The organism is Streptomyces sp. NPDC031365 (assembly GCF_055569765.1).
The window spans coordinates 1-25134 of sequence record NZ_JBVIIM010000024.1; the positions used below are offsets into that span (position 1 = coordinate 1).

Genomic DNA, 25134 nt, shown 5'->3' on the forward strand with positions numbered 1-25134 from the left:
CGTCCCCAAGGACGTCGAACTCGCCGCATGACCCAGCCAGTCAAACCACCCCAAACCAAACCTGGGCGCCTTGACGAAAGACATAGAGGCACCCCTGCGGGAGAGCCTGCCGCCCCCGGACCGTGTCGGCGTGCCGGTACGGATCGTGCTGAGCAGCCCGGCGGACAGCAGATAGCCGGCCGCAGCCCCGAGCACGACGAAGTAGAACCCGGACTCGTCGAGGGCGAGGGCCACGCCCGCGAGGAGTCCGCCCACACCCATCCCGGCATTGCGCAGACTGCGCTGCAGCGCGAGCAGCTTGTCCCGCTCGGTGCCCCGCACGATCTCCGCCACGAAGGACTGGATGGCCGGCGGATAGGAGGTGTCGCCGAGGGCCACCGGCAGCATCACCGCGAACATGGCCACGCCGTTGTCGACCAGGGGGTAGGTGCAGAACGCCGAGGCTCGCAGCACGTATCCACCCACCAGCACGGTGCGGGCGCTGAAACGGTCGATGAGGACGCCGGCGATCGGGTTGCTCACCAGGCCGATCACCGCGGCCGTCGTCACGATGGCGCCGACCTGGGTGAGCGGCAGACCGGTGACGTGATGGAAGTAGAGAAGCGACAGCGGCAGGTACATGCCGCTGCCGGTCGCGTCGACGACCATGCCCAGCATGTACTTGAAGCGGACGGACGACAGCTTCCGCGTCATGACGCCTCCGCCGGTTCGGCGCGTTGACCGGGCCGGGTCCGGGCGGCGTCCCCGGGCAGCGCCACGATCTTCGTCCCGGCGGCGACCCGGGCGCCGAGGGCGCGCAGCCGGCGCTCGCATTCGACGCGGGTCGGGGCCGAACCCACGGCCGCCGTGAGGAAGTCCGCGGAGCCCGTGGCCGGGGCGATCACCTGGCCCTCCTCGGCGAAGAGCCAGAAGCCCTTCACCCACTCCTCGTCGGGAACGGCGGGGAGCGAGCGCACCAGGCCCGGCCGCTTCATGGTGAGCACCTGTCCCGACATGCAGCGCGGCCGCAGCGGCGCCCCGTCATCCGTGGCGCCCTCGACCACGGGCAGCGCGAGACCGGCGTCCGCCCGGGTCACGTGCACGGCGAGCTGGATTCCGAAGAGGGTCTCGAAGACCTCCCGGATCTTCGCGCCACCCGACCGGCCCGCGATCTCGCACAGCACCAGACGGTCGTCGGGCGTGTGGAAGACCTCCGCGTGGAAGGCGTGGGTGCGCAGCCGCGAGCCCTCGGGCTTGAGAGCCGCCAGGGTCCGCTCGACCAGCGTGAGCAGCCGGGGGGTGAGCGGGTCGTCCACGTCCAGGGTCAGGTCGACGCGCGGTCCGGGGTCGGCCCCGAACGAGGCCAGGTCGTACTGGTACTGGGAAGGCCAGGCGGCCACGGTACGGCCGTCCACCACCAGCCCGTCGACGTGGCACATACGCCCGGGCACGTAGGCCTCGATGAGCAGGTCGTCCCGCGACCCGTCCCGGTAGGCCCGTGCGAGCCGCAGCTCCAGCTCGTCCCGGTCGGCGATGATGCTCAGGCCGATGGAGTTGTAGCCCGCCCGGTCCTTCAGCACCACAGGGAAACCGTGCCGCCCGGCGAAGTCACGGGCCTGCCGGGCGGTGCCCGGCACGGTGTGCGGGGCGACCTCGATGCCGGCCTGCCGCGCCAGCCGCTTCATCAGGGCCTTGTCACGGAAGGGGGCGATGTCGGCGCTCCACGCCCCGTCGAGGCCGAGGCGCTCGCGCAGTCGGGCGGCGAGGGCCACGTCCGCCTCGTGGTGGGCGACGACGTGGGTGATCCGGTACTCCCCGGCGAGGGCGAGCGCACGATCCGGCACCGCCTCGTCGTCGAGGGTGTCGAAAAGCTCGAGGTGGGTGAAACCGTGGCCGGCGGCGCCCGGCACCTCCTCGCCGGCCAGTGCGATCTTGTCGCGGGCGGCGAGGACGACGACGTCACCGGGATACGGCGCGCGGCCGTCGAGGCCGGGGGCGTCGCCGTCCAGCCATTGGCGGTAGGGGAAGGCGGCGAAGGGGTTGCGGTGCAGGATGAGGACGCTCACGACCGGATCACCGTCCGTTCGCCCACCGGAGCGGCTTCGGCCAGGCCCGGCCGGCCGTCGGGGTCCCTCACCCGGACCTTCAGCACGTCGCCGACGAGTTCGGCGCCGCGCCGGATCGCCGCGGTGGTGTCCTCGCCGGCCACGGCCAGCAGGCCGAGGCGGTCCCAGTTGTCCCGCAGGGGCCGTACCCTCTCCCCGGGCCTGGTGCTGATGCGCACCGTCAGTACGTCGGCGAGGGCCTGCGTCTCGGCCACGCCGTCCACCGACTCCACGACGTCCCCCGGCCGGCCAACCACCGTCCGTACGGCGGCCCCGCCGTGCGCCACGGGCCGGTCGGGGAGTTCCCCGGCCAGGCCGAAGGGCGCGGCGAGGGCGAGCTTGACGGTGCCGCAGTTCGGCGGCGACCGCCGAGCGGTCCACGCTCGCGTCCAGCGTGACGACATAGGACTGCCAGGCGTGAGTGCGGTCCTCCGGCACGAACGGCACCGTCAGGAGTTCCTCGCCGGCGAGGAGTTCGGTGTACTGCGCGGCGACGGCGTCGCGGCGGACCAGCAGTTTGTCCGACATCGCCGCGGCGATCCTGCAGGTACAGCTGGGCAGGGTCGACGAATGGGGGACCGCCAGTGGTGCCCAGGTGTCCGTCGTGCGCTCGGTCGGCTCGAAGCACAACAGGTCCAGCTCGCCATCCAGAACGTAGAAGAACTCCTGGGACCGGTCGTGGACGTGCGCCCCGACGTCGAATCCGGGCGGAACGATCACCTCGAAGATCGATACGGAGGATCCCATCTCCTTCGTGGCCTTGAAGGTCACCTCCTGTGCCGGGGTGACCAGCTTGCGCCCGACACCGGCCGGGATGATGAGGTCGGTCATGTACTCCGCTTCCTTAGTCATTGCGTGGGCTCAGGCGAAGGTCTGCGGGACACCGCCGGCCGCCCAGGTTCCGAGCACCATCTCGGCGGTGATGCCCGGGCCGAAGCCGGCGATCAGACCGGTGGCACCGGGCGCGGGCGTGTCCTCCTCGAACAGTCTGCGGGCGGCTTCGAGGACGACGGCGCTGGCGATGTTGCCGTACTCGTTCAGGGTCGACCAGCTGTGCCGGAACACCTCACGGTCGACTTCGAGGAACTTCGCGAGGTCGTCGAGGATGCGCGGACCGCCGGCGTGAACGATGTAGAAGTCGAGCTTGCCGACGTCCCAGCTGTGGTCCTTGGCCAGCTCGCGCAGGACCGGGGCGAGCGGCTCCATCGTGCCGGGTACTCGGCGGTCCAGCTGGAAGTGGAAGCCGGAGTCCTTGACCGCGTAGGAGATCCAGTCCTCGGTGCCCGGAATGAGGTAGGAGGCGTTGCGCTCCAGATCGATGCCGACGCCCCCTTCGCCCCGTACGACGGCGGCGGCGACCGCGTCGCCGAACAGGCCGTCCGAGAGCAGCGAACCGATGTCGTCCGCGTCGGGCTGGTAGCAGAGCGAGCACAGCTCGCAGGAGACGATCAGGACGTTGCTGCCGGGGTGGGCCAGGCAGAAGTCGTGGGCGCGGTTGATCGCCGCTCCGCCCGCCGCACAGCCCAGCTGGGAGATGGGTATCTGCCGTGTGTCGGAGCGGAAACCCAGGTTGTTGATCAGCCATGCCGTCAGTGACGGCATCAGGAACCCGGTGCACGACACGTAGATGATGGCGTCGACGTCATGGGCCTTCAGTTCGGCGTTGGCCAGGGCCTGTTCGACGACCTGGGGCGTGCGCTTCTTGGACTCGACCTCGTAGATGCGGTTGCGCTCCTCGAACCCCGGATGGTGGAGCGTCTGCTCGATGGGCTGGACGATGTGCCGCTTCTTCACACCGGTGTTCCGGATCAGGCGTAACGCCAGGGCGAGTTGGGGCTTGCCGGCATGGGTCCTCGCGGCGAACTCCAGGGTCTCTTCCATGGTGATGACGTGTTCGGGCGCATTCATCGCCGGCTTGCATAGCCTCGGCATATCTGGGATCCGCTTCCTCAGGTCTCGACGGCAAGGGCAGTGGGGCGTCGCGCTGACGGCGGGCCGTTCTCGGTGTGGTCGCTGACGGGTTCTGCGTGGTGACCTGTCACGTCCGTGGAGTCGGGCGGGCGGACCCCACTGGCGGTCGAACGCCGCACGGCCCTGACGGGCGGCCTCACGGACCCTCGACCGGCACCGCGGGCCGCTTCGTGACGCGCTGCCGGACCGCACCGGCCACGGCCGTGGTCCGTGTCGCGTCGACACGCGTGGCGCGCCTGAGGCGGGGACGGGCCGCGACCTGCCGGACTGACGTGTTCGCTGTGGCGGCCGGGCCGGAGGGGACGCCGACGACGAGTCGCGTCCGCCCTGCAAGGAAGGGGACTTCGGCGCCTCGAGCCCGGGCGATGCGACCGACCGCTGCGGTTCACAGGGGGATCGGTCTCGCCCGCGGGGAATCGACGAGCGGTCGGTCCCGGGACGGGAGGTCAATCCGCTGCCCCGCGACTGTTTTCGGGCAGGGAAGGCGTGCGGAAATCGTGACACAGGGAGAACCTTTGCGCCAAGAACACCACAGCGTGACACAGATCACATTGGCGGGGCGTCTCGCCCGCTGCTCCGCCGAGCCGCCCCGACCGCAAGGACCAGGTCGACGGGGACGGCGGTGAACACCTCGGCCCCGCGGACGGCCCGCCCCAGCGGACGGTCACCGAAGGTCTCGCGGTGGACAGCGTCGGTGTACGCGAACCGGCGGTCCGGCCGACCCCCTCGGTGACCACCACGCCGATTGGGGCGGGGTCGGACATCCCGCGCCCCGTGGAACCCTCACCTGCCCGCCCCGGGAGCGAACGTGGTGGGCGACGTGCGTCCAGTACCCGGCCCCCGGGGAGGCCGATGCGCGTGCGTCGCGCTCGCGCCGGGGATCAGCGCGCGGTCTGCGTGTGGACGTACTCCACAAGTCGGGTCAGGGCGTCCGCGTCGGTGGACGGCATGACACCGTGGCCGAGGTTGAAGATGTGGCCCTCCAGGCCGGCCGCCGTGTCCAGGACCTCCCGCGCCTTCGTCTCGACGGCGTCCCGGCCGGCGAACAGGACGGTCGGGTCGAGGTTGCCCTGGAGCGCCTTGCCGGGGCCGACGCGCCGGGCGGCCTCGTCCATCGGGACGCGCCAGTCCACGCCGACGACGTCCGCGCCGGCCTCGCCCATGAGCCCCAGTAGTTCACCGGTGCCGACGCCGAAGTGGATGCGGGGGACGCCGTAGCCGGCCACCGCGCGGAACACCTTCGCCGAGGCGGGCAGGACCGAGCCCCGGTAGTCGGCGGGGGCGAGCGCGCCGGCCCAGGAGTCGAAGAGCTGGACGGCCGAGGCACCGGCTTCGATCTGGACCTTGAGGAACGCGGCCGTGATGTCGGCGAGGCGGTCGAGCAGGTCGGCCCAGAGCTCCGGGTCGCCGTACATCATCGCCTTGGCGTTCTCGTAGGTACGGGACGGGCCGCCCTCGACGAGGTAGCTGGCGAGGGTGAACGGGGCGCCGGCGAAGCCGATCAGCGGGGTGGACCCGAGTTCGCGGGTCAGCATCCCGATGGCCTCGGTGACGTAGGAGACGTCCTCGGGGGTGAGGTCGCGCAGCCGGGCGAGGTCGGCTCGGGTGCGGACCGGCTGCTCGACGACCGGGCCGATGCCGGGCTTGATGTCGAGGTCGATGCCGATGGCCTTGAGGGGGACGACGATGTCGCTGAAGTAGATCGCCGCGTCGACGTGGTGGCGGCGCACCGGCTGGAGCGTGATCTCGGTGACCAGTTCGGGCCGCATGCAGGAGTCGAGCATCCCGATGCCCTCGCGCACCTTGCGGTACTCCGGCAGCGAGCGCCCGGCCTGACGCATGAACCACACCGGCGTGTGCGGCACCGGCTCGCGCCGGCATGCCCGGAGGAAGGCTGAATCCTTGACCGCGTCGTTCTTGACGGGAGCGGTGGTCTCAGTCGGCATCTGGCCCGTCGGGCTTGGGTTGGCACTCACACCGGCCAGTCTCGCACGACCTGTCCGCATCCCCGACCCGAGGTCGTCCGGTACGCGGGCGCGCGGGAACGGGATCCGGACACCCCGGGTGGCGTGGGTGTCCCTCCCCGCACCGGGAGCCCGTTCCGCTTAATCTTCCCCGCATGGCTGCGGCTCAGGGACGACTGTCGGACGGCGCTGGCGGAATGGACGAACCGAAGGGGAACGAGGGGGAACGAGGGCACGGAGGTGCGCCTCCGCCGCCCTTCCGGGCCGCTGTCGACGCGCTGCGCGGCGCGCGGCTGCGGCCCCAGATCGAGGTGGATCCCGCGCCCCCGCCGAAGCGGCTCGCGCCGTACGCGTACGCGCTGGAGGCCGCCGTCGTCGACGGCGAGGAGGATCTGGCGGACGGGCGGCTGGTGCTGCTGCACGATCCGGCCGGGCACGACGCCTGGCGGGGCACCTTCCGCCTGGTGACGCTGGTGCGCGCGGATCTGGAGCCGGAGATGGCGGCGGATCCGCTGCTGCCGGACGTGTGCTGGTCCTGGCTCACCGGTGCGCTCGCGGCGCGCGGGCTGACCTACGACGAGCCCAGCGGCACGGTGACGCGGGCGAGTTCCCATTACTTCGGCGGGCTGTCCGCGCGGCCCGCCGCCTCGCAGATCGAGATCCGCGCCTCCTGGACGCCCCGGGAGGGTCTGGGCGGGGTGCCCGACTCGGGAGCCCATCTGGTCGCGTGGTGCGATCTGCTGGCGCAGGTCGCCGGGCTGCCGCCGGCCGCTCCCGGGGACGCGTCGGTGGTGACGCTCCCTCAGCGCAGGGGGCCGCAGTCGCGCTGAGCTTCCCGCTTCGGGCTCCCCGCAATCGTCGATGACGATCTCTTTGTCGATACGGCCACATTCGGAAGCGTTGCGACGCAGACCGAAACCGTTCGATCTTCGAATGATCGACCGTGCGTCCGAATTGCCCAGATTGTTACTCACCAGATCGTGATCATTTCCTAAAGGACTCCAGGTTTGCTGCCGAAGACGACTGTGACCTTGAAAGCACGGTTCGTCCCGGCTTCACCCCCCACGAGCCGGCCCCGTCCCGCCCCCCAGGAGGCCTGGTGTCCGTTCTCCTCGAGCAGCCCGCAAGCCTGGTCGCCTACCGCCCGAACAAGCCGACCGCCATGGTGGTCGTGGCCGACCCGCGCGTCCGTTCCACCGTCACCCGCCATCTGTGGGCGCTCGGTGTGCGCGATGTCATCGAGGCCTCGTCCGTCGCGGAGGCTCGTCCCCGCATCGGCAACCCCCGCGACATCTGTGTCGCCGAAGTTCATCTGCCGGATGGTTCCGGCCTCACCCTTCTCTCCGAGACCCGCGCGGCGGGCTGGCCCAACGGCCTCGCCCTGTCCGCCGCCGACGACATCGGCGCCGTGCGCAACGCGCTGGCCGGCGGGGTGAAGGGGTACGTCGTCACCGGCACCCGCACCAACCTCGGGCTTCCCACCCGGCCCGGTGCCGCACCCATCGGCGCCGCCGTCGCCCGTCTGCACCGCCGTCCCCCGGGTGCCCCGAGCCACCCGGGCGGCTATCGCGAACTGTCCGGCCGTGAGGTCGAGGTGCTACGACTGGTGGCGGAGGGCCAGTCGAACAAGGCGATCGGCGTCTCGATGGGGCTGTCCGCCCTCACCGTCAAGAGCCACCTCGCCCGTATCGCCCGCAAGCTCGGCACGGGCGACCGTGCCGGAATGGTGGCGGTGGCTCTGCGCACCGGCATCATCCACTGACTCCTTCATTCCACTGCCCCCGCTGACCGACTCCCCGCGCCCGTCGACGTCACCATGTCGGCGGGCGCCTTCGTGGGCGACGCGGGCCGGCCGTCCGCCACGGCCTGTTTTCGCTGGTCGCGACCGCTCCCACCCATAGGGGCAGGTCAGGCGTCGGCTCGTACGGATACTCTTGACAGGTGACCGACGCCCACGACACCGCAGCAGACAGTTCACTGCGCACCACCGGAGGCGCCCCTCCGGACGACGGCGGATCTTCTGCTGCGGAGGCGCCGATCCCCTTGCTCGAACCGCGCGAGGGCATTCCGCCCGTGATCGCGGACGAGGCCGCGCTCGCCGAGGCGGTCGCCGCCTTCGCCGCGGGCAGCGGCCCCCTCGCCGTCGACGCCGAGCGCGCCTCCGGCTACCGCTACGGGCAGCGCGCCTACCTCGTCCAGCTGCGCCGCGAGGGCGCGGGCACCGCACTGATCGACCCCGTCGCCTGCCCCGACCTGTCCGGCCTCGGCGAGGCACTGTCCGGCGTCGAGTGGGTGCTGCACGCCGCCACCCAGGACCTGCCGTGTCTGCGCGAGATAGGCATGGTGCCCACCGGCCTCTTCGACACCGAGCTGGCCGGACGGCTGGCCGGGTTCCCCCGCGTCGGGCTCGGCACGATGGTCGAGAACGTGCTCGGCTTCGTCCTGGAGAAGGGCCACTCCGCCGTCGACTGGTCCACCCGCCCGTTGCCCGAGCCCTGGCTGCGCTACGCCGCCCTCGACGTCGAGCTGCTGGTCGATCTGCGGGACGCGCTGGAGAAGGAGCTGGACCGGCAGGGCAAGCTCGACTGGGCCCGGCAGGAGTTCGACGCGATCGCCTCGGCGCCGCCGCCGGAGCCCCGCAAGGATCCCTGGCGGCGCACCTCCGGCATGCACAAGGTCCGAAGGCGCCGGCAGATGGCCGTCGTCCGGGAGCTGTGGCAGACCCGCGACCGGATCGCCCGGCGCCGGGACGTCTCCCCGGGCAAGGTGCTCTCCGACGCGGCCATCGTGGAGGCCGCGCTCGCCCTGCCGGCCAACCACCACGCCCTGGGCGCGCTGACCGGGTTCGGGCAGCGCGTGGGGCGGCGCCAGCTGGAGCAGTGGCAGGCGGCCGTCGACCGGGCCAAGGCGCTGAGCGAGTCCCAGCTGCCCCAGCCCGGCCAGCCGGTGACCGGTCCCCCGCCGCCGCGCGCGTGGGCCGACAAGGACCCGGAGGCCGCGGCGCGCCTGTCCGCCGCGCGGGCGGGCGTGAGTGCGCTGGCCGAGCAGTTGGGGATGCCGGCGGAGAATCTGATCACGCCGGACACGGTGCGGAGGATCTGCTGGGAGCCGCCCGTGCCCGCCGACGGGCGGTCGGTCGCCTCGGCGCTCACCGCGCACGGGGCTCGTGCTTGGCAGGTTGAACAGGTCACGCCGGTGTTGGTTGCCGCGTTGTCTTCGGCGGGGGCCTGAGCGCCGTACGGCGGGTGTCGTATCGCGGGTGCGGGTGCGCTGCGGCTGGCCGCGCCGTTACCCACGCGCCTTGGGCGCTGCCTCACGGGCACCCCGCCTGCGAGGCGGCTCCCCCTATTTCGTCGCCCCTCTCATGAAGCCGTTGTAGATGAAGCGCTGGAGGAAGAGGAAGACGATGAAGGTGGGGAGGATGACCAGGACGGCGCCCGCCGAGATCGTTTCCCAGTGCGCTCCGAAGGGGCCCTTGAAGCGGAACAGGGACGTCGAGATCACGCCAAGATCCTCGGAGGGCATGTAGAGGAAGGGGATTTGACATCCTCTCCGCCCTAAAGGGACGGAGATTCCCGCCTACCTGCCGGTGGTCACCGGTTGGGGCTTCGGGTGGGTTCCGGTTTCTTCGCGCTGTGCCGGGAGGAGTCCCGGTCTTACCCGCGCTCCGCAGGCTGATACGGCCAGTCCGGCCGCCTTGGCGACGTTGACCGCCGCGTTGATGTCGCGGTCCAGGTGGGCGCCGCAGGCCCCGCATGTCCACGTACGGACGTGCAGGGGCTTGGGGCCGTCCTTGACGCCGCACTGCGAGCACACCTGAGACGTCGGCTCGAAGCGTCCGATGCGGATGAGAGTGCGGCCGTACTTCGCCGCCTTGTACTCCAGCATCGTGTTGAACGCCGACCATCCGGCGTCGTGCACGGACTTGGCGAGGCGGGTGCGGGCGAGCCCTTTGACCGCCAGGTCTTCCACTGCAACCGCTTGGTTTTCGCGGATCAGTTTGGTGGAGAGCTGGTGGTGGAACTCACGCCGCGCATCGGCTGTCCGTGCATGGGCACGCGCAACCTTGACCCGGGCCTTCGCCCGATTCCCCGACCCCTTGGCCTTGCGGCTGAGATCCCGCTGCGCCTTCTTGAGCTTCTTCTCGGCCCGGCGTAGGAAGCGGGGGCTGTCGATCTTCGTGCCGTCCGAGAGGATCGCGAAGTGCGTCAGTCCCAGGTCGACCCCGACCACGCTGTCCGTGGCGGGCAGCGTCTCGGGCTCGGTCTCGACCACGAACGAGGCGAAGTACCGTCCCGCGCTGTCCTTGACCACGGTCACCGTGGACGGGGTGGACGGCAGGGAGCGTGACCACCTGACCGGGACGTCACCGACCTTCGGCAGCCGGAGCTTCCCGCCGGTCGTGATCTTCCATCCGGCGTTGGCGGTGAACCGGACCGACTGCCGGGTGTCCTTGCGGGACTTGAACCGGGGCGGCCCCATCTTCGGCCGCTTGCCCTTGAGGCCGTCGAAGAAGTTCTTGTAGGCGGTGTCCAGGTCCCGGAGGGACTGCTGCAACACGACCGAGGAAACCTCGGCGAGCCATGCCCGCTCGGGGGTCTTCTTCGAGGCGGTGAGCTGCTTGGACAGCTCGCCGGACGGGATGAACCGCAGCCCGGCGGCACGGGCAGTCTCACGGGCCCAAAGGGCGTCGTTGAAGACAACCCGAGCACACCCGAACGCCCGCGCCAACGCCATGCGCTGACCGGCGCTCGGGTACACGCGGAAGCTGTACCGAAGCTGCATGTCGATCACTATACCCTTTGGTTTATGTCACCACGCTGGAATCCCAATCCCGATGTACGCACCGGTCGTCACGTCGTCCATAACCTGCATGTCCACTTGGTTTTTGTCACCAGGTATCGGCGCAAGGCCATGACCGACGCCATGCTGACGCGGTGCGAGGAGATCATGAGGGAGGTCTGCACGGACTTCGAGGCCGAGCTGAAACAGTTCAACGGCGAGGACGACCACGTGCACCTCCTGGTGCACTACCCGCCGAAGGTCCAGCTCTCGAAGCTGGTCAACTCCCTCAAGGGAGTGTCGGCCCGGATGCTGCGCAAGGAGTACGACGCGCACGTGCGCCGGTACCTGTGGGGCGGACACTTCTGGTCCGGCTCCTACTTCGCCGGGTCCTGCGGCGGCGCACCGCTGACCGTGGTCAAGCAGTACATCGAGAACCAGAAGCGGCCCGTCTGACCGTCACGGCGGAGGCGCAGCAAACTCCGGCGCTTCGCGCCTCCGCCCCCCGCGGGAAAGGGCATGAAGCCGATGTCGGCGGGGTCGGTGCCGGCCTGCTCGGCGGCGTCCCGCATCTGGACGACGGCCCAGGAGCCCAGCCACATGGTGGCGATCTCGCCCTTGGCCAGCCGCGGCTTGGAGGCCTCCCAGTTGGTGGTGGTCGGGTCCTTCTCGGCGAGGCCGCCGCGCACGATGTCGTGGAGCAGGGTGTCGGCCACGCGCAGATCCGCGCCCTGGGCCCAGGGGTCGCCCTCGGCCAGCCTCGTGGTGGCGTTCGTGTCGCAGCCGACGGAGCCGTTGACGTTGGTCCACTGGGTCAGCGGCTACATGTCCTTGAAGTTGGTGTAGTACGGGACCGCGTCCGTCTTCGACCTGATCGCCCTCAGGTCGTCGAGGAACTCGGCCGGGGTGGTGGGCCAGTCGGTGACGCCGGCCTCGCTCCAGACCTTCTTGTTGTAGATGAAGCCGGGGACGACGCCGATGGGGCTCTGGCCGTAGACCTTGCCGCCGACGGTGGAGTAGTCGGTGAAGCGGTACTTGGCGTCACGCTCCGCCCTGGTGCCCAGGGACGCGAAGAACGTGGGGTAGTCCTTCTTCTCGATGACCGCGGGGATCATCAGGACGTCTCCGTAGTTCTCCGTGTTCATGCGGATCTTGACCTCGCCCTCGTAGTCGGTGAGGGCGTCGAACTCGACCTTCACCCCGGGGTGGGTCCCGTTGAACTCGGCGGCGTACTTCTTCATCGTCCCGTCCTGCACCAGATCGGTCCGGTGGGTGAGGACCGTGATGGACCCCTTGACCTGGGACGGGTCGTCGGGAGCCTTGGCGTCCGCGCCTTTCGAGGAGCCTCCCGTGCCCGTGCAGGCGGGCGCCAGGAGAGCGAGGAGGGCGATCGATCCGGTGAGTGTCGTGCGGCGGTTCGGGTGCATCACGGCTCCGTTCACGGGGCGGACGAGCACGAGTGGGTTGGCTGGTTCGGCACTCTGACAGCCCAGCACTGAACCGGTAAAGTCTCTATTGCGCCAACGATGTCAAAACGTTGCGCCCACTTGTCTCAACCGGTTTAGGGAGTGTGCATGCGTCAGGTCACACCGCTCACCGACGGATGGATCCTGCGACACCCGGACGGCGCCGGGGACACGCTCCCCGCCTCGGTGCCGGGATGTGTGCACACCGATCTGCTGGCGGCCGAACTGATCCCCGATCCGTTCCTCGCGCGGAACGAGACCGAGGTCGCCTGGGTGGGCCGGCGGGACTGGACGTACGAGCGGGACCTGACGGCCGGTCCGTCCGCGTACGAGCGGACGGACCTGGTCTTCGACGGCGTCGACACCGTTGCCGACATCCTCCTCGACGGCCGGCCGCTGGGCCGGGTGCGGAACATGCACCGCTCGTACCGTTTCGACGTGACCGGGACGATCGGGCGGCTCACCGTGCGGTTCGCCTCGGCGTACGCGGAGGCCGAGGCCGTGCGCGGCGAACTGGGCGAGCGGCCCGGCGCGTATGCCGAGCCCTACCAGTACCTGCGCAAGATGGCCTGCTCCTTCGGCTGGGACTGGGGGCCGACGCTGGTCACGGCCGGGATCTGGCGGCCGGTGCGGCTGGAGCGGTGGTCGACGGCCCGGATCGCCCGGGTCCGCCCGCTGGTCACCGTCGAGGACGGAGTGGGGCAGGTCGAGCTGGCCGTGGACGTGGAGCGCTCCCGGGCCGAGGCGCCGCTCACCGTCGAGGCGGCCGTCGGCGGGGTACACGCCCGCGCGGAGATCGACGGGACGGCGGGGACCGTACGCCTCCGGGTGCCTGACGTACGGCTGTGGTGGCCCCGGGGCTACGGCGAACAGCCGCTGTACGACATGGAACTGACGCTGCTGCGCGGTGAGGCCGTGCTGGACTCCTGGCGTCGCCGGACCGGGTTCCGGACGGTGGAGCTGGACACCTCCGACGATGCGTACGGCACCGGATTCACGCTGGTCGTCAATGGGGAGCGGCTGTTCGCGCGGGGGGTCAACTGGATCCCGGACGACGTCTTCCCGTCCCGGATCACCCGGGAGCGCTACCGGCGGCGCCTGGAACAGGCGGCCGGTGCGGGTGTGGACCTGGTGCGCGTGTGGGGCGGCGGGATCTACGAGAGCGAGGACTTCTACGACGCCTGCGACGAGCTGGGACTGGTGGTCTGGCAGGACTTCCCGTTCGCGTGCGCCGCCTACCCCGAGGAGCAGCCGCTGCGCGGGGAGGTGGAGGCGGAGGCCCGTGAGAACGTCGTCCGGCTGATGCCGCACCCTTCGCTGGTGCTGTGGAACGGCAACAACGAGAACCTGTGGGGCTTCCGCGACTGGGACTGGGAGCCGGGGCTGGCCGGGGACTCCTGGGGCGAGGGCTACTACCTCGGCGTGCTGCCCCGCGTCGTCGCGGAGCTGGACCCGACCCGGCCGTACACGGCGGGCAGCCCGTGGTCCGGGTCGTGGCGGCACCACCCGAACGACCCGGCGCACGGTACGCACCACTCCTGGGAGGTGTGGAACCGCACCGACTACGCCGACTACCGGCGGGACGTCCCGCGGTTCGTGGCGGAGTTCGGCTGGCAGGCTCCACCCGCGTACGCCACCCTGCGCCGGGCGCTGCCCGGGGAGGAGCTCGCGCCGGACTCCCCCGGCATGCTGCACCACCAGAAGGCGGACGACGGCAACGGCAAGCTGGAGCGCGGGCTGGCCCGCCATTTCGCCGTACCGGAGGGGGACTTCGACCGCTGGCACTACCTGACGCAGGTCAACCAGGCGCGGGCGGTCGCCGCCGGGATCGAACACTGGCGCTCGCACTGGCCGGTGTGCGCGGGCACCGTGGTGTGGCAGCTCAACGACTGCTGGCCGGTGACCTCGTGGGCCGCGATCGACGGGGACGGGCGGGAGAAGCCGCTGTACCACGAGCTGCGGCGGCTGTACGCGGACCGGCTGCTGACCGTGCGGGCGGATGGGGACGGTGACGGTCTGGTGGTGGCGGCCGTCAACCAGTCCGCCGAGGACTGGCGCGGCGCCCTGCGGCTGCGGCGGATGTCCGTCGACGGCACGGTGATCGCGGAGGCGGCTCCGGTGCTGGCCGCCGGGGCGCGGACCGTGGCCGTCACCGGGGTCCCGGCGGAGCTGGTTCCGGTCGGCCCGAAGGAGTTCCTGGTCGCCGACGCGGACCGGGTGCGGGCGCTGCACTTCCCGGTGCCGGACCGGGAGATCCCGTACCCGCGGCCTGAGTTCGAGGTCGCCCTCGCACCGGACGGCATCACCGTCACGGCCCGCACCCTCGTACGGGACCTGCTGCTCCAGGCCGACCGGCTGGACCCGGACGCACGGGCCGACCGGGGGCTGGTGACCCTGCTTCCCGGGGAAGAGGTGACCATCGGGGTGCGGGGCTGGAAGACTCCGGACCCTCAGACCGCCCGATCCGCCCTGTACTGCGTGGAGCCCACTCGATGACGGCAACGCCGACACCCCGCGTCACCATCAAGGATGTCGCCGCGCGCGCCGGTGTGTCCAAGGGGGCCGTGTCCCTGGCGTTCAACCGGAAGCCCGGTCTGTCGGAGGCGACCCGGGACCGGATCTTCGCGGCGGCGCGCGAGCTGGGCTGGTCGCCGAGCCCGACCGCGCGCACGCTCGCCGGCTCGCGGGTGGACGTGGTGGGCCTCGCGGTGTGCCGGCCCGCCCGGCTCCTCGGCCTGGAGCCGTTCTACATGGAGTTCATCTCCGGCGTGGAGAGCGTCCTGGTCGAGCGGTCCTGCTCGCTGCTGCTGCGGCTGGTGCGCAGCCCGGACGAGGAGGTCGGGCTGATGGAGTCGTGGTGGAGGGGGCGGCAGATCGGCGGATCGATCCTGGTGGACTTCCGGGCCGGCGATCCGCGCCCGGCGGTGGCCGAGCGGCTGGGGGTGCCGGTGGTGGCCGTGGGGCATCCGTCGCTGACGGGCGGGCTGACGTCCGTGTGGACGGACGACGCCACGGCGGTCATCGAGGCGGTCCGGTATCTGGCGGCACTCGGGCACCGGCGGATCGCCCGGGTGGGCGGGGCGGCGGCACTCGGGCACACCTCGATCCGTACGGCGGCGTTCGACGAGGCGGTGCGGGGGTCGGAGCCGGCCGCGCGGGCGTGGCAGGTGGCGACGGACTTCTCCGGGGACGCGGGGGCGCGGGCGACGCGCTCACTGCTGACGGCGGCGCCGGGTGAGCGGCCGACGGCGATCGTGTACGACAACGACATCATGGCGGTGGCGGGGTTGTCGGTGGCGGCGGAGATGGGGCTGCGGGTGCCGGACGACGTGTCGCTGCTGGCGTGGGACGACTCGCAACTGTGCCGGCTGACGCATCCGACGCTCTCCGCCATGAGCCATGACGTCCACGGCTTCGGTGCGGAGGTGGCGCGGACGCTGTTCGGGGTGATCACCGGGGAGGCGCCGGGGTCGCATCCGGTGCCGACACCGGTCCTGACCCCGCGGGGATCCACGGCTCCGCCGTGAGGGTTCCCCCCGGACCGTCCCCGGGGCGCCGCTCTTTTACCCGCCGGAGGGGCTGCGTTCCGACCCCTCCGGCGTTTGAGGAGCGGGGTCCGGGGCAGGGCCCAAGATCGGGACGGGAAGGAGCGGCGGGGGCGAAACCCCCTCACCGGGCGCCGCCAGACGTGTGATGTTCACCGCTCCGGGGGCCGGGACTGGGCAGCCACGTTACCCGCAAGTAGCATGACCCGTAAGCAAGCGCTCAGCATCCCGTATCTGGAGGAGAGCCATCGTGCCTCGTACCGTCAGGGACGTCGTCTTCGTCGACGGCGTCCGCACCCCGTTCGGCAAGGCGGGCCCGAAGGGCATCTACCACGAGACCCGAGCCGACGACCTCGTCGTGAAGGCGATCCGGGAGCTGCTGCGCCGCAACCCCGGTCTCGACCCGAAGAGGATCGACGAGGTCGCCGTCGCCGCGACCACGCAGATCGGTGACCAGGGCCTGACCATCGGCCGCACCGCCGGCATCCTCGCGGGCCTGCCCACCTCGGTCCCGGGCTACTCCATCGACCGCATGTGCGCCGGCGCCCTGACCGCCGTCACCACGGTGGCCGGCTCCGTCGCCTTCGGCGCGTACGACGTCGCCATCGCGGGCGGTGTCGAGCACATGGGCCGCCACCCGATGGGCGAGGGCGTCGACCCCAACCCGCGCTTCGTGAGCGAGAAGCTGGTCGACGAGTCCGCGCTGTTCATGGGCATGACCGCGGAGAACCTGCACGACCGCTACCCCACCATCACCAAGCAGCGCGCCGACGAGTACGCGGTGCGCTCGCAGGAGAAGGCCGCCAAGGCGTACGCCAACGGCAGGATCCAGGCCGACCTGGTGCCGGTCTCGGTGCGCCGCACCAACGAGGAGGCCGGCGAGACGGGCTGGGGCCTGGTCACCGCCGACGAGCCGATGCGTCCGGGCACCACCCTGGAGAACCTGGCCGGTCTGAAGACCCCGTTCCGCGTCCACGGCCGGGTCACCGCCGGTAACGCGGCCGGTCTGAATGACGGCGCCACCGCGTCGATCATCGCGAGCGAGGACTTCGCCCGCGCGAACGACCTCCCGGTGAAGATGCGCCTGGTCGCGTACTCCTTCGCGGGCGTGGAGCCGGAGGTCATGGGCTACGGCCCGATCCCGGCCACGGAGAAGGCTCTCGCCCAGGCGGGCCTGTCCATCTCCGACATCGGCCTGTTCGAGGTCAACGAGGCCTTCGCCGTCCAGGTCCTCGCCTTCCTGGAGCACTACGGCATCGCCGACGACGACGCGCGCGTCAACCAGTACGGCGGCGCCATCGCGTTCGGCCACCCGCTCGCCTCCTCCGGCGTCCGTCTGATGACGCAGCTGGCCCGCCAGTTCGAGGAGCAGCCGCAGGTCCGTTACGGCCTTACCACCATGTGCGTCGGCTTCGGCATGGGCGCGACGGTCATCTGGGAGAACCCGCACTTCGAGGGGGACAAGTGAGCACCACCGCAGAGCTTTTGAAGGGTGCGGCCGAGCTGTTCCCCGGCGAGGTCGTCACCAGCGCGCACGTGCGCCACTTCGACCTGCCGCTGGGGGCGGGGCGCTTCGCGCTCATCACCCTCGACAACGGTCACGACCACACCAAGCCGACCACCCTCGGCCCGCAGTCGCTGGCGAACATCGACGCCGCGATCGACCAGGTCGAGAAGGAGGCTGCGGACGGCGACATCGTCGGCGTCGGCGTCACCGGCAAGCCGTTCATCTTCGCCGTCGGCGCCGACCTCAAGGGTGTCGAGCTGCTGAAGCGGCACGAGGACGCGCTGGCCATCGGCAAGGGCGGTCACGACGTCTTCAAGCGGCTGTCGCAGCTGGCCGTGCCGACCTTCGCGTACTACAACGGCGCCGCCATGGGCGGTGGCGTCGAGGTCGGCCTGCACTGCGCCTACCGCACGGTTTCCGCGGCCCTCCCCGCGTTCTCCCTGCCCGAGGTCTTCCTCGGTCTGGTCCCGGGCTGGGGCGGCTGCACGCTGCTGCCGAACCTGATCGGCGCCGACAAGGCCGTCTCGGTGATCATCGAGAACAGCCTCAACCAGAACAAGCAGCTCAAGGGCGCGCAGGTCCACGAACTCGGCATCGCGGACGCGATCTTCGAGGGCGCGGACTTCCTGGAGCAGTCGCTGATCTGGACGGCGGCCGTCCTCAAGGGCGAGATCGTCGTCGAGCGCCCGGTGATCGACCGTGGCGAGGCCTGGGACCAGGCCGTCGCGCGCGGCCGCTTCATCGCCGACTCCAAGGTGCACGGCGCCGCCCCGGCCGCCTACCGCGCGCTGGACATCATCGCCGCCGCCAAGAACGGCGACCTCCAGCAGGGCTACGACGCCGAGGACAAGGCCCTCGCCGACCTGATCATGGGCGGTGAACTGCGTTCCGGCATCTACGCGTTCAACCTGGTGCAGAAGCGCGGCAAGCGTCCCGCGGGCGCCCCGGACAAGTCGCTGGCCCGCCCGGTCACCAAGGTCGGTGTCGTCGGCGCCGGTCTGATGGCCTCTCAGCTCGCGCTGCTGTTCCTGCGGCGTCTGGAGGTGCCGGTCGTGCTGACCGACATCGACCAGGAGCGTGTCGACAAGGGTGTGGGCTATGTCCACGCCGAGATCGACAAGCTGCTCGGCAAGGGCCGCGTCAACCAGGACAAGGCCAACCGCCTCAAGGCGCTCGTCTCGGGTGTGTTGGACAAGGCCGAGGGCTTCGCGGACGCCGACTTCATCATCGAAGCCGTCTTCGAGGAAATGGGCGTCAAGCAGCAGGTGTTCGCCGAGGTCGAGGCGGTCGCCCCGGCGCACGCCATCCTCGCCACCAACACCTCCTCGCTCTCCGTCTCCGAGATGGCGTCGAAGCTGAAGCACCCCGAGCGGGTCGTCGGCTTCCACTTCTTCAACCCGGTCGCGATCCTCCCCCTGCTGGAGATCGTCCGCGGTGAGCGGACCGACGACGCCTCGCTGGCCACTGCGTTCGGTGTCGCCAAGAAGCTGAAGAAGACCGCGGTGCTGGTCAAGGACGCCCCGGCGTTCGTCGTGAACCGCATCCTGACCCGCTTCATGGGCGAGATCCAGAACGTCATCGACGAGGGCACCCCGGTCGAGGTCGCCGAGAAGGCCGTCGAACCGCTCGGTCTGCCGATGTCGCCGCTGGTGCTGCTCGAACTGGTCGGTCCGGCGATCGGTCTGCACGTGTCCGAGACGCTCAACAAGGCGTTCCCGGACCGTTTCACGGTCTCCCCGAACCTCAAGAAGGTCGTCGGGGCGGGCAAGCGCGGCTTCTACGTCTACGACAGCGGCAAGCCCGAGCTGGACCCGGAGGTCGCCGCGCTGCTCGAGCAGGGCGACACCGTCCTCACCGAGGAGCAGGTGCGGGCGCGGGTGCTGGACGCGGTGGCACAGGAGATCGGGCTCATGCTCGACGAGGGCGTCGTCGCCGAGGCGCAGGACATCGACCTGTGCCTGATCACCGGCGCCGGCTGGCCGTTCCACCTGGGCGGCATCACGCCGTACCTGGACCGTGAGGGCGTCTCCGAGCGCGTGGGCGGCAAGCGGTTCCTGGAGCCGGGCGTGGCGAGCGTCCCGGCGTAGCGGACAGCGGTCCCCGAAGGGGGTGGGTCGCACGGATGACGATCCGTGCGACCCACCCCCTTTCGTCACAGGCGTACCGATGGGACGGCACACCACCTGACCACGTGTCACATGCGTGTCACTTCGTCCCGCTGAGCAGTTGCCGTGGCGTCCACCCGCCGCGCGGCCCGCAGCCGAGTGTGGCCCACGATCCGGCTGCCGCCGTCAGTGGCCGCGCGCTCGCCGCCGGTTGGGCGGCGCCGGCCCTGGCAGAAGGTCCCGGGCGGGCCGCCCCGGTTGGTCTCAGACCTCCCGCCAGGCCCGCAGGGCCAAGCCCGGTTCGTCCTTGCGGCGGGTGAGCAGGAGGGTGCCGGTGGACGGGGCGAGGGAGGCCGCGACCACCTCACCCAGCTCGTCGAGAGCGACGGACACCCGGGCGTCCGGGGGCAGTTGAGGGCCGGACTCGGTCCACCACGCCCCGGCCGGCTCTTCCTCGGTGAGGTACGCGGCGAACGCGATGCGGCCGCTCGCGGAGCGCTGGGCGAGCACGGTGCAGTCGTGACCCGCTATGTCACAGCGCACGGCGGAGACCGGACCGGGACCGGCCGCCGTGATGAGGGGCACCGGTGCCCCGCCGGGCCGCCAGGCGCACAACTCCCCGCGTGCGTCGGTGAAGAAGAGGGTGGTGTGCTCGGCGGAGGTGGCCAGGGCGCGCAGGGTGCCCGGTCGCACGGGCCTCTCGAGGCCCTCCGCCCGTACGGGCTGCTTGCCGGGCTCCTCCTGACGCCAGTGCAGGATCCCGTCCGGGGTGGCCGCGTACAGCTCGATCCGGCCCGACTCCCCCGTCACGGCCGTGAGGTGTTCCTGGACGTCCTCTCCCCCCAGGTCCGCCCACGGGTTCCAGCCGCCCTTCTCCTTCTGGGCGAGCGTGCCCACCCCGCCGCCCTCGGTACGGACGAAGACATGGGCGCGGCCCTGTGCGTCGACGGCGACGGCCGGTGCGCCGGTGCGGTCCCCCTTCTTGTCCGGGTGTCCGAGAGGGCTCCAGTCCAGCGGGGCGAGCCGGGGGCGGAAGTGGGTGGAGTGCACCAGGCCGGACCCGCCGTCCACCGTGGGCCGCCAGGCGACCAGATGGGCGTAGCCGTCGGCGCCGTGGCCGACAGCCGGCCCCGGTCGCAGTTTCTGGTCGCCGCCGATCCTGCGGGGCGCCCCCCAGGGGCCGCCGGGGGCGAGTTCCGCGCGGCACAGGACGGCGTCGTCCGACGGCAGGTAGACGGTGAGGCGGCCGTCGCGGCCGCGGAGGAGCCAGTCGCCGTTCACCACTTCACCCTATGCACAGCGGTTCGCGGGGCGCGGGCGGGGCCCGTCCGCGTGGGACGCTGGCCGTATGAAGGACACCGCCGCCCTGCTCGTGATCGTCGACGCCGCGAATGTCGTCGGGTCGGTGCCCGACGGATGGTGGCGGGACCGCAGGGGTGCAGCGGAGCGGCTGCGCGACCGGCTGGCCGCGGACGGCCTGCCCGGCCGTCCCGGTCCGGTGGAGCTCGTCCTGGTCGTCGAGGGAGCGGCCCGCGGGGTGGAGTCGGTGCCGGGCGTCCGCGTGGAGTCCGCTCCGGGCAGCGGTGACGACCACATGGTCGACCTGGTGGCCGGGGCGGTGCACCGCCCGGTCCTGGTCGTCACGGCCGACCGCGAGCTGCGCCGCAGGGTGGCCGCCCTGGGCGCGGATGTCGCCGGGCCACGGTCCGTACCCCGCTGAACGCCGGGGCAGCCCCGCACAGCCAACCGTCGGCCCCACCACAGAACAGCAGCCCCGAACGCCGCCGGGCCCACGGTCCGTGCCGCTCTGAGAGCGGAGAGGGCCGCCCTGCCGGGGGCCCCGGCGTGGCGGGCCGCCGCCGCGGTCCGCTTCTGCGCGCCGGTGACCGTCCGGGCGCCGGTGGATCAGGCGGGCGGAGTGCGCTCATCTTCGGCTTCGGGCACAGGGTCGTCGTCGCTCCGGCCGGGGCTCCTGACCGGCCCGGTGGCCGGACGGGAACGGCCGGACGGAGCGCGGACCACGGGTCCGGGCCGGTTCAGCGGGAGTCCGGGCCGGACGGCCCGAGGGGCGCCCCCGGCTCGGTTCCCTCGCGCTGGGCCATACGGCTGTGGGTGCGGCTGTAGAGGAAGTAGACGACGATGCCGACCGCCATCCAGACCCCGAAGCGGACCCAGGTCTCCGCGGGCAGGTTCAGCATCAGCCACAGGGAGGCGGCGACCGACACGATCGGCAGCACGGGCACCCAGGGGGCGCGGAACGACCGGTGCAGGTCGGGCCGGCTCCTGCGGAGGATGAGCACGCTGACCGCGACGATGACGAAGGCGAACAGGGTGCCGATGTTCACCAGCGCGGCGAGCTCGTTCAGCGGGGTGAAGCCGGCGAGGATCGCGATGACGACACCGAGCAGGATGGTCGGCCGGTGCGGGGTCCTGAACCGGGGGTGGACCCGGGAGAAGAACCTCGGCAGCAGTCCGTCACGGCTCATCGCGAAGAAGACGCGGGTCTGGCCGAGCAGCAGGATCATGCAGACGGTCGTCAGGCCGACGGCGGCCCCGAAGCTGATGAAGCCCGCGAACCAGGGATGCCCGGTGGCCTTGAACGCGTCCGCCAGCGGGGCGTCCACGGACAGTTCCCTGTAGTTCTGCATACCGGTGACGACGATCGACACCAGCACGTACAGCACGGTGCAGATGAACAGGGAGCCGAGGATACCGCGGGGCATGTCACGCTGCGGGTTCTTGGTCTCCTCGGCGGCGGTGGCGACGATGTCGAAGCCGATGAAGGCGAAGAACACCACCGAGGCGGCCGTGAAGATGCCCATCACGCCGAAGTTGGACGGGGCCCAGCCGAACATCAGCTGGATGAGCGGGGAGTCGAGGCTGTCGCCGGCCGGCACGGGCACGGAGTCCGGGATGAACGGGTCGTAGTTGTCCTTGGTGATGAAGAAGGCGCCGGCGATGATCACGACGAGGACCACGGTCACCTTGATGGCGACGACGACCGAGGTGACGCGGGCGGACAGCTTCATGCCGAGGACGAGGATGCCGGTGAGGACCAGCACCAGGGCGGCGGCGAGGATGTCGAACCCGAAGATGTCGGAGCCCTCACGGCTGCCGAGGGCCGCGGGCATCTGCCAGCCCGCGTTGTCCATGAGCGACTGGATGTAGCCCGACCAGCCCACGGCCACCACCGCCGTGCCGAGCGCGAACTCCAGGACCAGGTCCCAGCCGATGATCCAGGCCGGCAGCTCACCCAGGGAGGCGTACGAGAAGGTATAGGCGGAGCCCGCGACCGGCACGGTGGAGGCGAACTCGGCGTAGCAGAGCGCGGCGAGCGCGCAGACGACACCGGCCACGACGAAGGCCAGGGCCGTGGCCGGCCCGGCGTTGTCCTTGGCGACCGTGCCGGTGAGGACGAAGATGCCGGTGCCGATGATGACACCGACGCCGAAGACGGTCAGATCCAGCGCGGACAGGGATTTCCTGAGCGCGTGCTCAGGTTCTTCGGTGTCGCGGATGGACTGCTCTACCTTCTTCGTCCGGAAGAGGGGGCTTGTCACGGGTACCTCCCACGCTTGTCGTCCTCGACATGGTCGAGAGGGGGCGTAGGTCGTGTGCCCCGGCGCGAGCGCCTTCACGCGGATGGGCCGCGCACGCCACTCTTCGCAGTGGTGTGCGCGGCCCATCCGGGCGACACGCGGAGGGTGGGTCAGTCGCGGGCCGGCTGCACCGAGTCGACGGCGTCCGCGGACGAGCGCTCGTACCGCCCGTCGAGCTTCGCCACCAGACCGGTGACCTGACGGGCGATGTCGGGTGCGGTCAGCCCGATCTCCGCCAGGACCTCGGCGCGGGAGGCGTGGTCGAGGAAGCGTGGCGGGATGCCGAAGTCGCGCAGGGGGACGTCCACCCCGGCATCGCGCAGCGCCTGGGCGATCGTCGAACCGACTCCGCCGACGCGGGAGTTGTCCTCGACGGTGACGACGACACGGTGCTTCTCGGCGAGCGGCGCCATCGCCTCGTCGACGGGCTTGACCCAGCGCGGGTCGACGACGGTGGTGGAGATGCCCTGCCGGTCCAGCAGCCCGGCGATCTCCAGGCACATCGGTGCGAGCGCTCCCACGGAGACCAGCAGCACGTCGGGGGCGTCGGTGCCGGGCTCGCGCAGGACGTCCATGCCGCCGACGCGGCCCACGGCGGGCACGGCGGGGCCGACGGCACCCTTGGAGAAGCGGACCACGGTGGGGGCGTCCTCCACGGCGGTGGCCTCACGCAGCTGGGCGCGGACCTGGTCGGCGTCGCGCGGGGCGGCGAGCCGCAGGCCGGGGACGACCTGGAGGATCGACATGTCCCACATGCCGTTGTGGGAGGCGCCGTCGGTGCCGGTGACACCGGCCCGGTCGAGCACGAACGTCACGCCGCACCGGTGCAGGGCCACGTCCATCAGCACCTGGTCGAAGGCGCGGTTGAGGAAGGTGGCGTACACGGCGAAGACGGGGTGCACCCCGGCGTGGGCGAGGCCGGCCGCGGAGACCGCGCCGTGCTGCTCGGCGATGCCGACGTCGTAGACCCGGTCGGGGAAGCGCTTGGCGAACTTGTCGAGGCCGACCGGCTGGAGCATGGCGGCGGTGATGGCGACGATGTCCTCGCGCTCCTCGCCGAGCTTCACCATCTCCTCGCCGAAGACACTCGTCCAGTCGGCGCCGGAGCTGGCGATCGGCAGGCCCGTGTCGGGGTGGATCTTGCCGACGGCGTGGAAGCGGTCGGCCTCGTCCTGGAGGGCGGGCTGGTACCCACGGCCCTTCTCGGTGAGGCAGTGCACGATCACCGGGCCGCCGAAGCGCTTGGCGCGGGTCAGGGCCGACTCCAGGGCCTCGAGGTCGTGGCCGTCGATGGGGCCGACGTACTTCAGGCCCAGGTCCTCGAACATGCCCTGCGGGGCGATGAAGTCCTTCAGACCCTTCTTGGCGCCGTGCAGCGTGTCGAAGAGGGGCTTGCCGACGACCGGGGTGCGCTCCAGGAGGTCCTTGGTGCGGGTCAGGAAGCGCTCGTAGCCGTCGGTGGTGCGCAGGGTCGCCAGGTGGTTCGCCAGGCCGCCGATGGTGGGCGAGTAGGAGCGCTCGTTGTCGTTGACGACGATGACGAGCGGGCGGTCCTTGGCATCGGCGATGTTGTTCAGTGCCTCCCAGGCCATACCGCCGGTCAGCGCGCCGTCGCCGATGACCGCGACGACGTGGCTGTCGCGCTTCTTGATCTGGTTGGCCTTGGCGATGCCGTCGGCCCAGCCGAGAACCGTGGAGGCGTGGCTGTTCTCGATGACGTCGTGCTCGGACTCCCCCTGCGAGGGGTAGCCGGACAGACCGTCCTTCATCTTCAGCCTGGAGAAGTCCTGCCGGCCGGTCAGCAGCTTGTGCACATAGGACTGATGGCCGGTGTCCCAGAGCACCTTGTCCGTGGGCGACTCGAAGACCCGGTGCAGGGCGATGGTGAGCTCCACCACACCGAGGTTGGGGCCGAGGTGGCCGCCGGTCTTGGAGACCGCGTCGACGAGGAAGGTCCGGATCTCCCCGGCCAGCCGGTCGAGCTCCTCCAGGCTGAGCCGGTCCAGATCGCGCGGTCCCCTGATGCGGGTCAGCAGCGGCACCCGTGCCTCCTTGCAGTAGAGCTGTTCGAGCTGTTGCCGGGCGGGTCGAGTCTAATGTTCCGCTCAACC

The 25134-nt window shown here is 71.1% G+C and carries 18 protein-coding genes and 2 pseudogenes; 9 read left to right on the forward strand and 11 right to left on the reverse strand.

Going from position 1 to position 25134, the window contains the following annotated elements:
• The 5 genes from ACZ5C2_RS28610 to hemE form a co-directional block, all read right to left on the reverse strand.
• On the reverse strand, nt 1-693 hold a 693-nt coding region (locus tag ACZ5C2_RS28610), incomplete at its 3' end, for an MFS transporter (RefSeq protein WP_468797526.1).
• Nucleotides 690-2045: an ATP-grasp domain-containing protein gene (locus tag ACZ5C2_RS28615; protein WP_468797529.1), complete on the reverse strand. Its 1356-nt coding sequence runs from the start codon at nt 2043-2045 to the stop codon at nt 690-692. The genes ACZ5C2_RS28615 and ACZ5C2_RS28610, both read right to left, overlap by 4 nt.
• Nucleotides 2042-2488 (reverse strand): hypothetical protein, encoded by a 447-nt coding sequence (locus ACZ5C2_RS28620; protein WP_468797532.1) that lies wholly within the window; start codon nt 2486-2488, stop codon nt 2042-2044. The genes ACZ5C2_RS28615 and ACZ5C2_RS28620 overlap by 4 nt, the downstream gene beginning before the upstream one ends.
• 457 nt (nt 2489-2945) lie before the next feature.
• Nucleotides 2946-4016, reverse strand: coding sequence for a type III polyketide synthase (locus ACZ5C2_RS28625; protein ID WP_468797535.1), 1071 nt, complete (start codon nt 4014-4016; stop codon nt 2946-2948).
• 920 nt (nt 4017-4936) lie between these two features.
• Nucleotides 4937-6031, reverse strand: coding sequence for a uroporphyrinogen decarboxylase (hemE, locus tag ACZ5C2_RS28630; RefSeq protein WP_468797538.1), 1095 nt, complete (start codon nt 6029-6031; stop codon nt 4937-4939).
• 143 nt (nt 6032-6174) lie between these two features.
• Between hemE and ACZ5C2_RS28635 the strand changes: the two genes are divergently transcribed.
• The 3 genes from ACZ5C2_RS28635 to ACZ5C2_RS28645 all read left to right on the forward strand — a co-directional run bounded on the left by ACZ5C2_RS28635 (nt 6175) and on the right by ACZ5C2_RS28645 (nt 9250).
• On the forward strand, nt 6175-6849 hold the full coding sequence (locus tag ACZ5C2_RS28635; protein ID WP_468797541.1) for a DUF3000 domain-containing protein: 675 nt from the start codon (nt 6175-6177) through the stop codon (nt 6847-6849).
• Between the two features lie 269 nt (nt 6850-7118).
• Nucleotides 7119-7781 (forward strand): LuxR C-terminal-related transcriptional regulator, encoded by a 663-nt coding sequence (locus ACZ5C2_RS28640; RefSeq protein WP_468797544.1) that lies wholly within the window; start codon nt 7119-7121, stop codon nt 7779-7781.
• Between the two features lie 179 nt (nt 7782-7960).
• Nucleotides 7961-9250, forward strand: coding sequence for a ribonuclease D (locus ACZ5C2_RS28645; RefSeq protein ID WP_468797547.1), 1290 nt, complete (start codon nt 7961-7963; stop codon nt 9248-9250).
• 114 nt (nt 9251-9364) lie between these two features.
• On the opposite strand, the pseudogene ACZ5C2_RS28650 reads toward ACZ5C2_RS28645, so the two are convergent.
• Both ACZ5C2_RS28650 and ACZ5C2_RS28655 read right to left on the reverse strand, forming a co-directional pair.
• Nucleotides 9365-9559: pseudogene (locus tag ACZ5C2_RS28650) on the reverse strand (carbohydrate ABC transporter permease); the annotation flags it as partial.
• Between the two features lie 39 nt (nt 9560-9598).
• Nucleotides 9599-10804, reverse strand: coding sequence for an RNA-guided endonuclease InsQ/TnpB family protein (locus tag ACZ5C2_RS28655; protein ID WP_468797550.1), 1206 nt, complete (start codon nt 10802-10804; stop codon nt 9599-9601).
• 24 nt (nt 10805-10828) lie between these two features.
• Here ACZ5C2_RS28655 and tnpA point away from each other — a divergent pair, with 24 nt between their 5' ends.
• A complete protein-coding gene (tnpA, locus tag ACZ5C2_RS28660; protein WP_468797553.1) occupies nt 10829-11257 on the forward strand; it encodes an IS200/IS605 family transposase in 429 nt (142 codons plus the stop codon).
• A gap of 38 nt (nt 11258-11295) precedes the next feature.
• Here the strand turns inward: tnpA and ACZ5C2_RS28665 are convergent.
• Nucleotides 11296-12228: pseudogene (locus ACZ5C2_RS28665) on the reverse strand (ABC transporter substrate-binding protein); the annotation flags it as partial.
• A 147-nt stretch (nt 12229-12375) separates the two neighbouring features.
• On the opposite strand from ACZ5C2_RS28665, the gene ACZ5C2_RS28670 reads away from it, so the two are divergent.
• From ACZ5C2_RS28670 to ACZ5C2_RS28685, 4 genes are all read left to right on the forward strand, one after another.
• The gene (locus ACZ5C2_RS28670; RefSeq protein ID WP_468797556.1) at nt 12376-14763 is read left to right on the forward strand and encodes a glycoside hydrolase family 2 protein; all 2388 of its coding nucleotides are present in this window, start codon (nt 12376-12378) and stop codon (nt 14761-14763) included.
• The gene (locus tag ACZ5C2_RS28675; RefSeq protein WP_468797559.1) at nt 14760-15794 is read left to right on the forward strand and encodes a LacI family DNA-binding transcriptional regulator; all 1035 of its coding nucleotides are present in this window, start codon (nt 14760-14762) and stop codon (nt 15792-15794) included. Before ACZ5C2_RS28670 ends, ACZ5C2_RS28675 begins: the two co-directional genes overlap by 4 nt.
• Nucleotides 15795-16062: 268 nt before the next feature.
• Nucleotides 16063-17280, forward strand: coding sequence for a thiolase family protein (locus tag ACZ5C2_RS28680; RefSeq protein WP_468797562.1), 1218 nt, complete (start codon nt 16063-16065; stop codon nt 17278-17280).
• Complete coding sequence (locus ACZ5C2_RS28685; protein WP_468797565.1) at nt 17277-19406, forward strand: 3-hydroxyacyl-CoA dehydrogenase NAD-binding domain-containing protein; 2130 nt, start codon at nt 17277-17279, stop codon at nt 19404-19406. The genes ACZ5C2_RS28680 and ACZ5C2_RS28685 overlap by 4 nt, the downstream gene beginning before the upstream one ends.
• A gap of 282 nt (nt 19407-19688) precedes the next feature.
• On the opposite strand, the gene ACZ5C2_RS28690 is transcribed toward ACZ5C2_RS28685, so the two are convergent.
• Nucleotides 19689-20705, reverse strand: a complete 1017-nt coding sequence (locus ACZ5C2_RS28690; RefSeq protein WP_468797568.1) for a DUF8189 domain-containing protein — start codon at nt 20703-20705, stop codon at nt 19689-19691.
• Between the two features lie 67 nt (nt 20706-20772).
• Here ACZ5C2_RS28690 and ACZ5C2_RS28695 point away from each other — a divergent pair, with 67 nt between their 5' ends.
• Nucleotides 20773-21144 carry a PIN domain-containing protein gene (locus tag ACZ5C2_RS28695; RefSeq protein WP_468797571.1) on the forward strand — a complete coding sequence of 124 codons (372 nt, stop codon included), beginning with the start codon at nt 20773-20775 and terminating at the stop codon, nt 21142-21144.
• A gap of 316 nt (nt 21145-21460) precedes the next feature.
• On the opposite strand, the gene ACZ5C2_RS28700 is transcribed toward ACZ5C2_RS28695, so the two are convergent.
• Complete coding sequence (locus ACZ5C2_RS28700) at nt 21461-22984, reverse strand: amino acid permease (RefSeq protein WP_468797574.1); 1524 nt, start codon at nt 22982-22984, stop codon at nt 21461-21463.
• Between the two features lie 149 nt (nt 22985-23133).
• A complete protein-coding gene (dxs, locus tag ACZ5C2_RS28705) occupies nt 23134-25065 on the reverse strand; it encodes a 1-deoxy-D-xylulose-5-phosphate synthase (protein ID WP_468797577.1) in 1932 nt (643 codons plus the stop codon).
• Between the last annotated feature and the right edge of the window lie 69 nt (nt 25066-25134).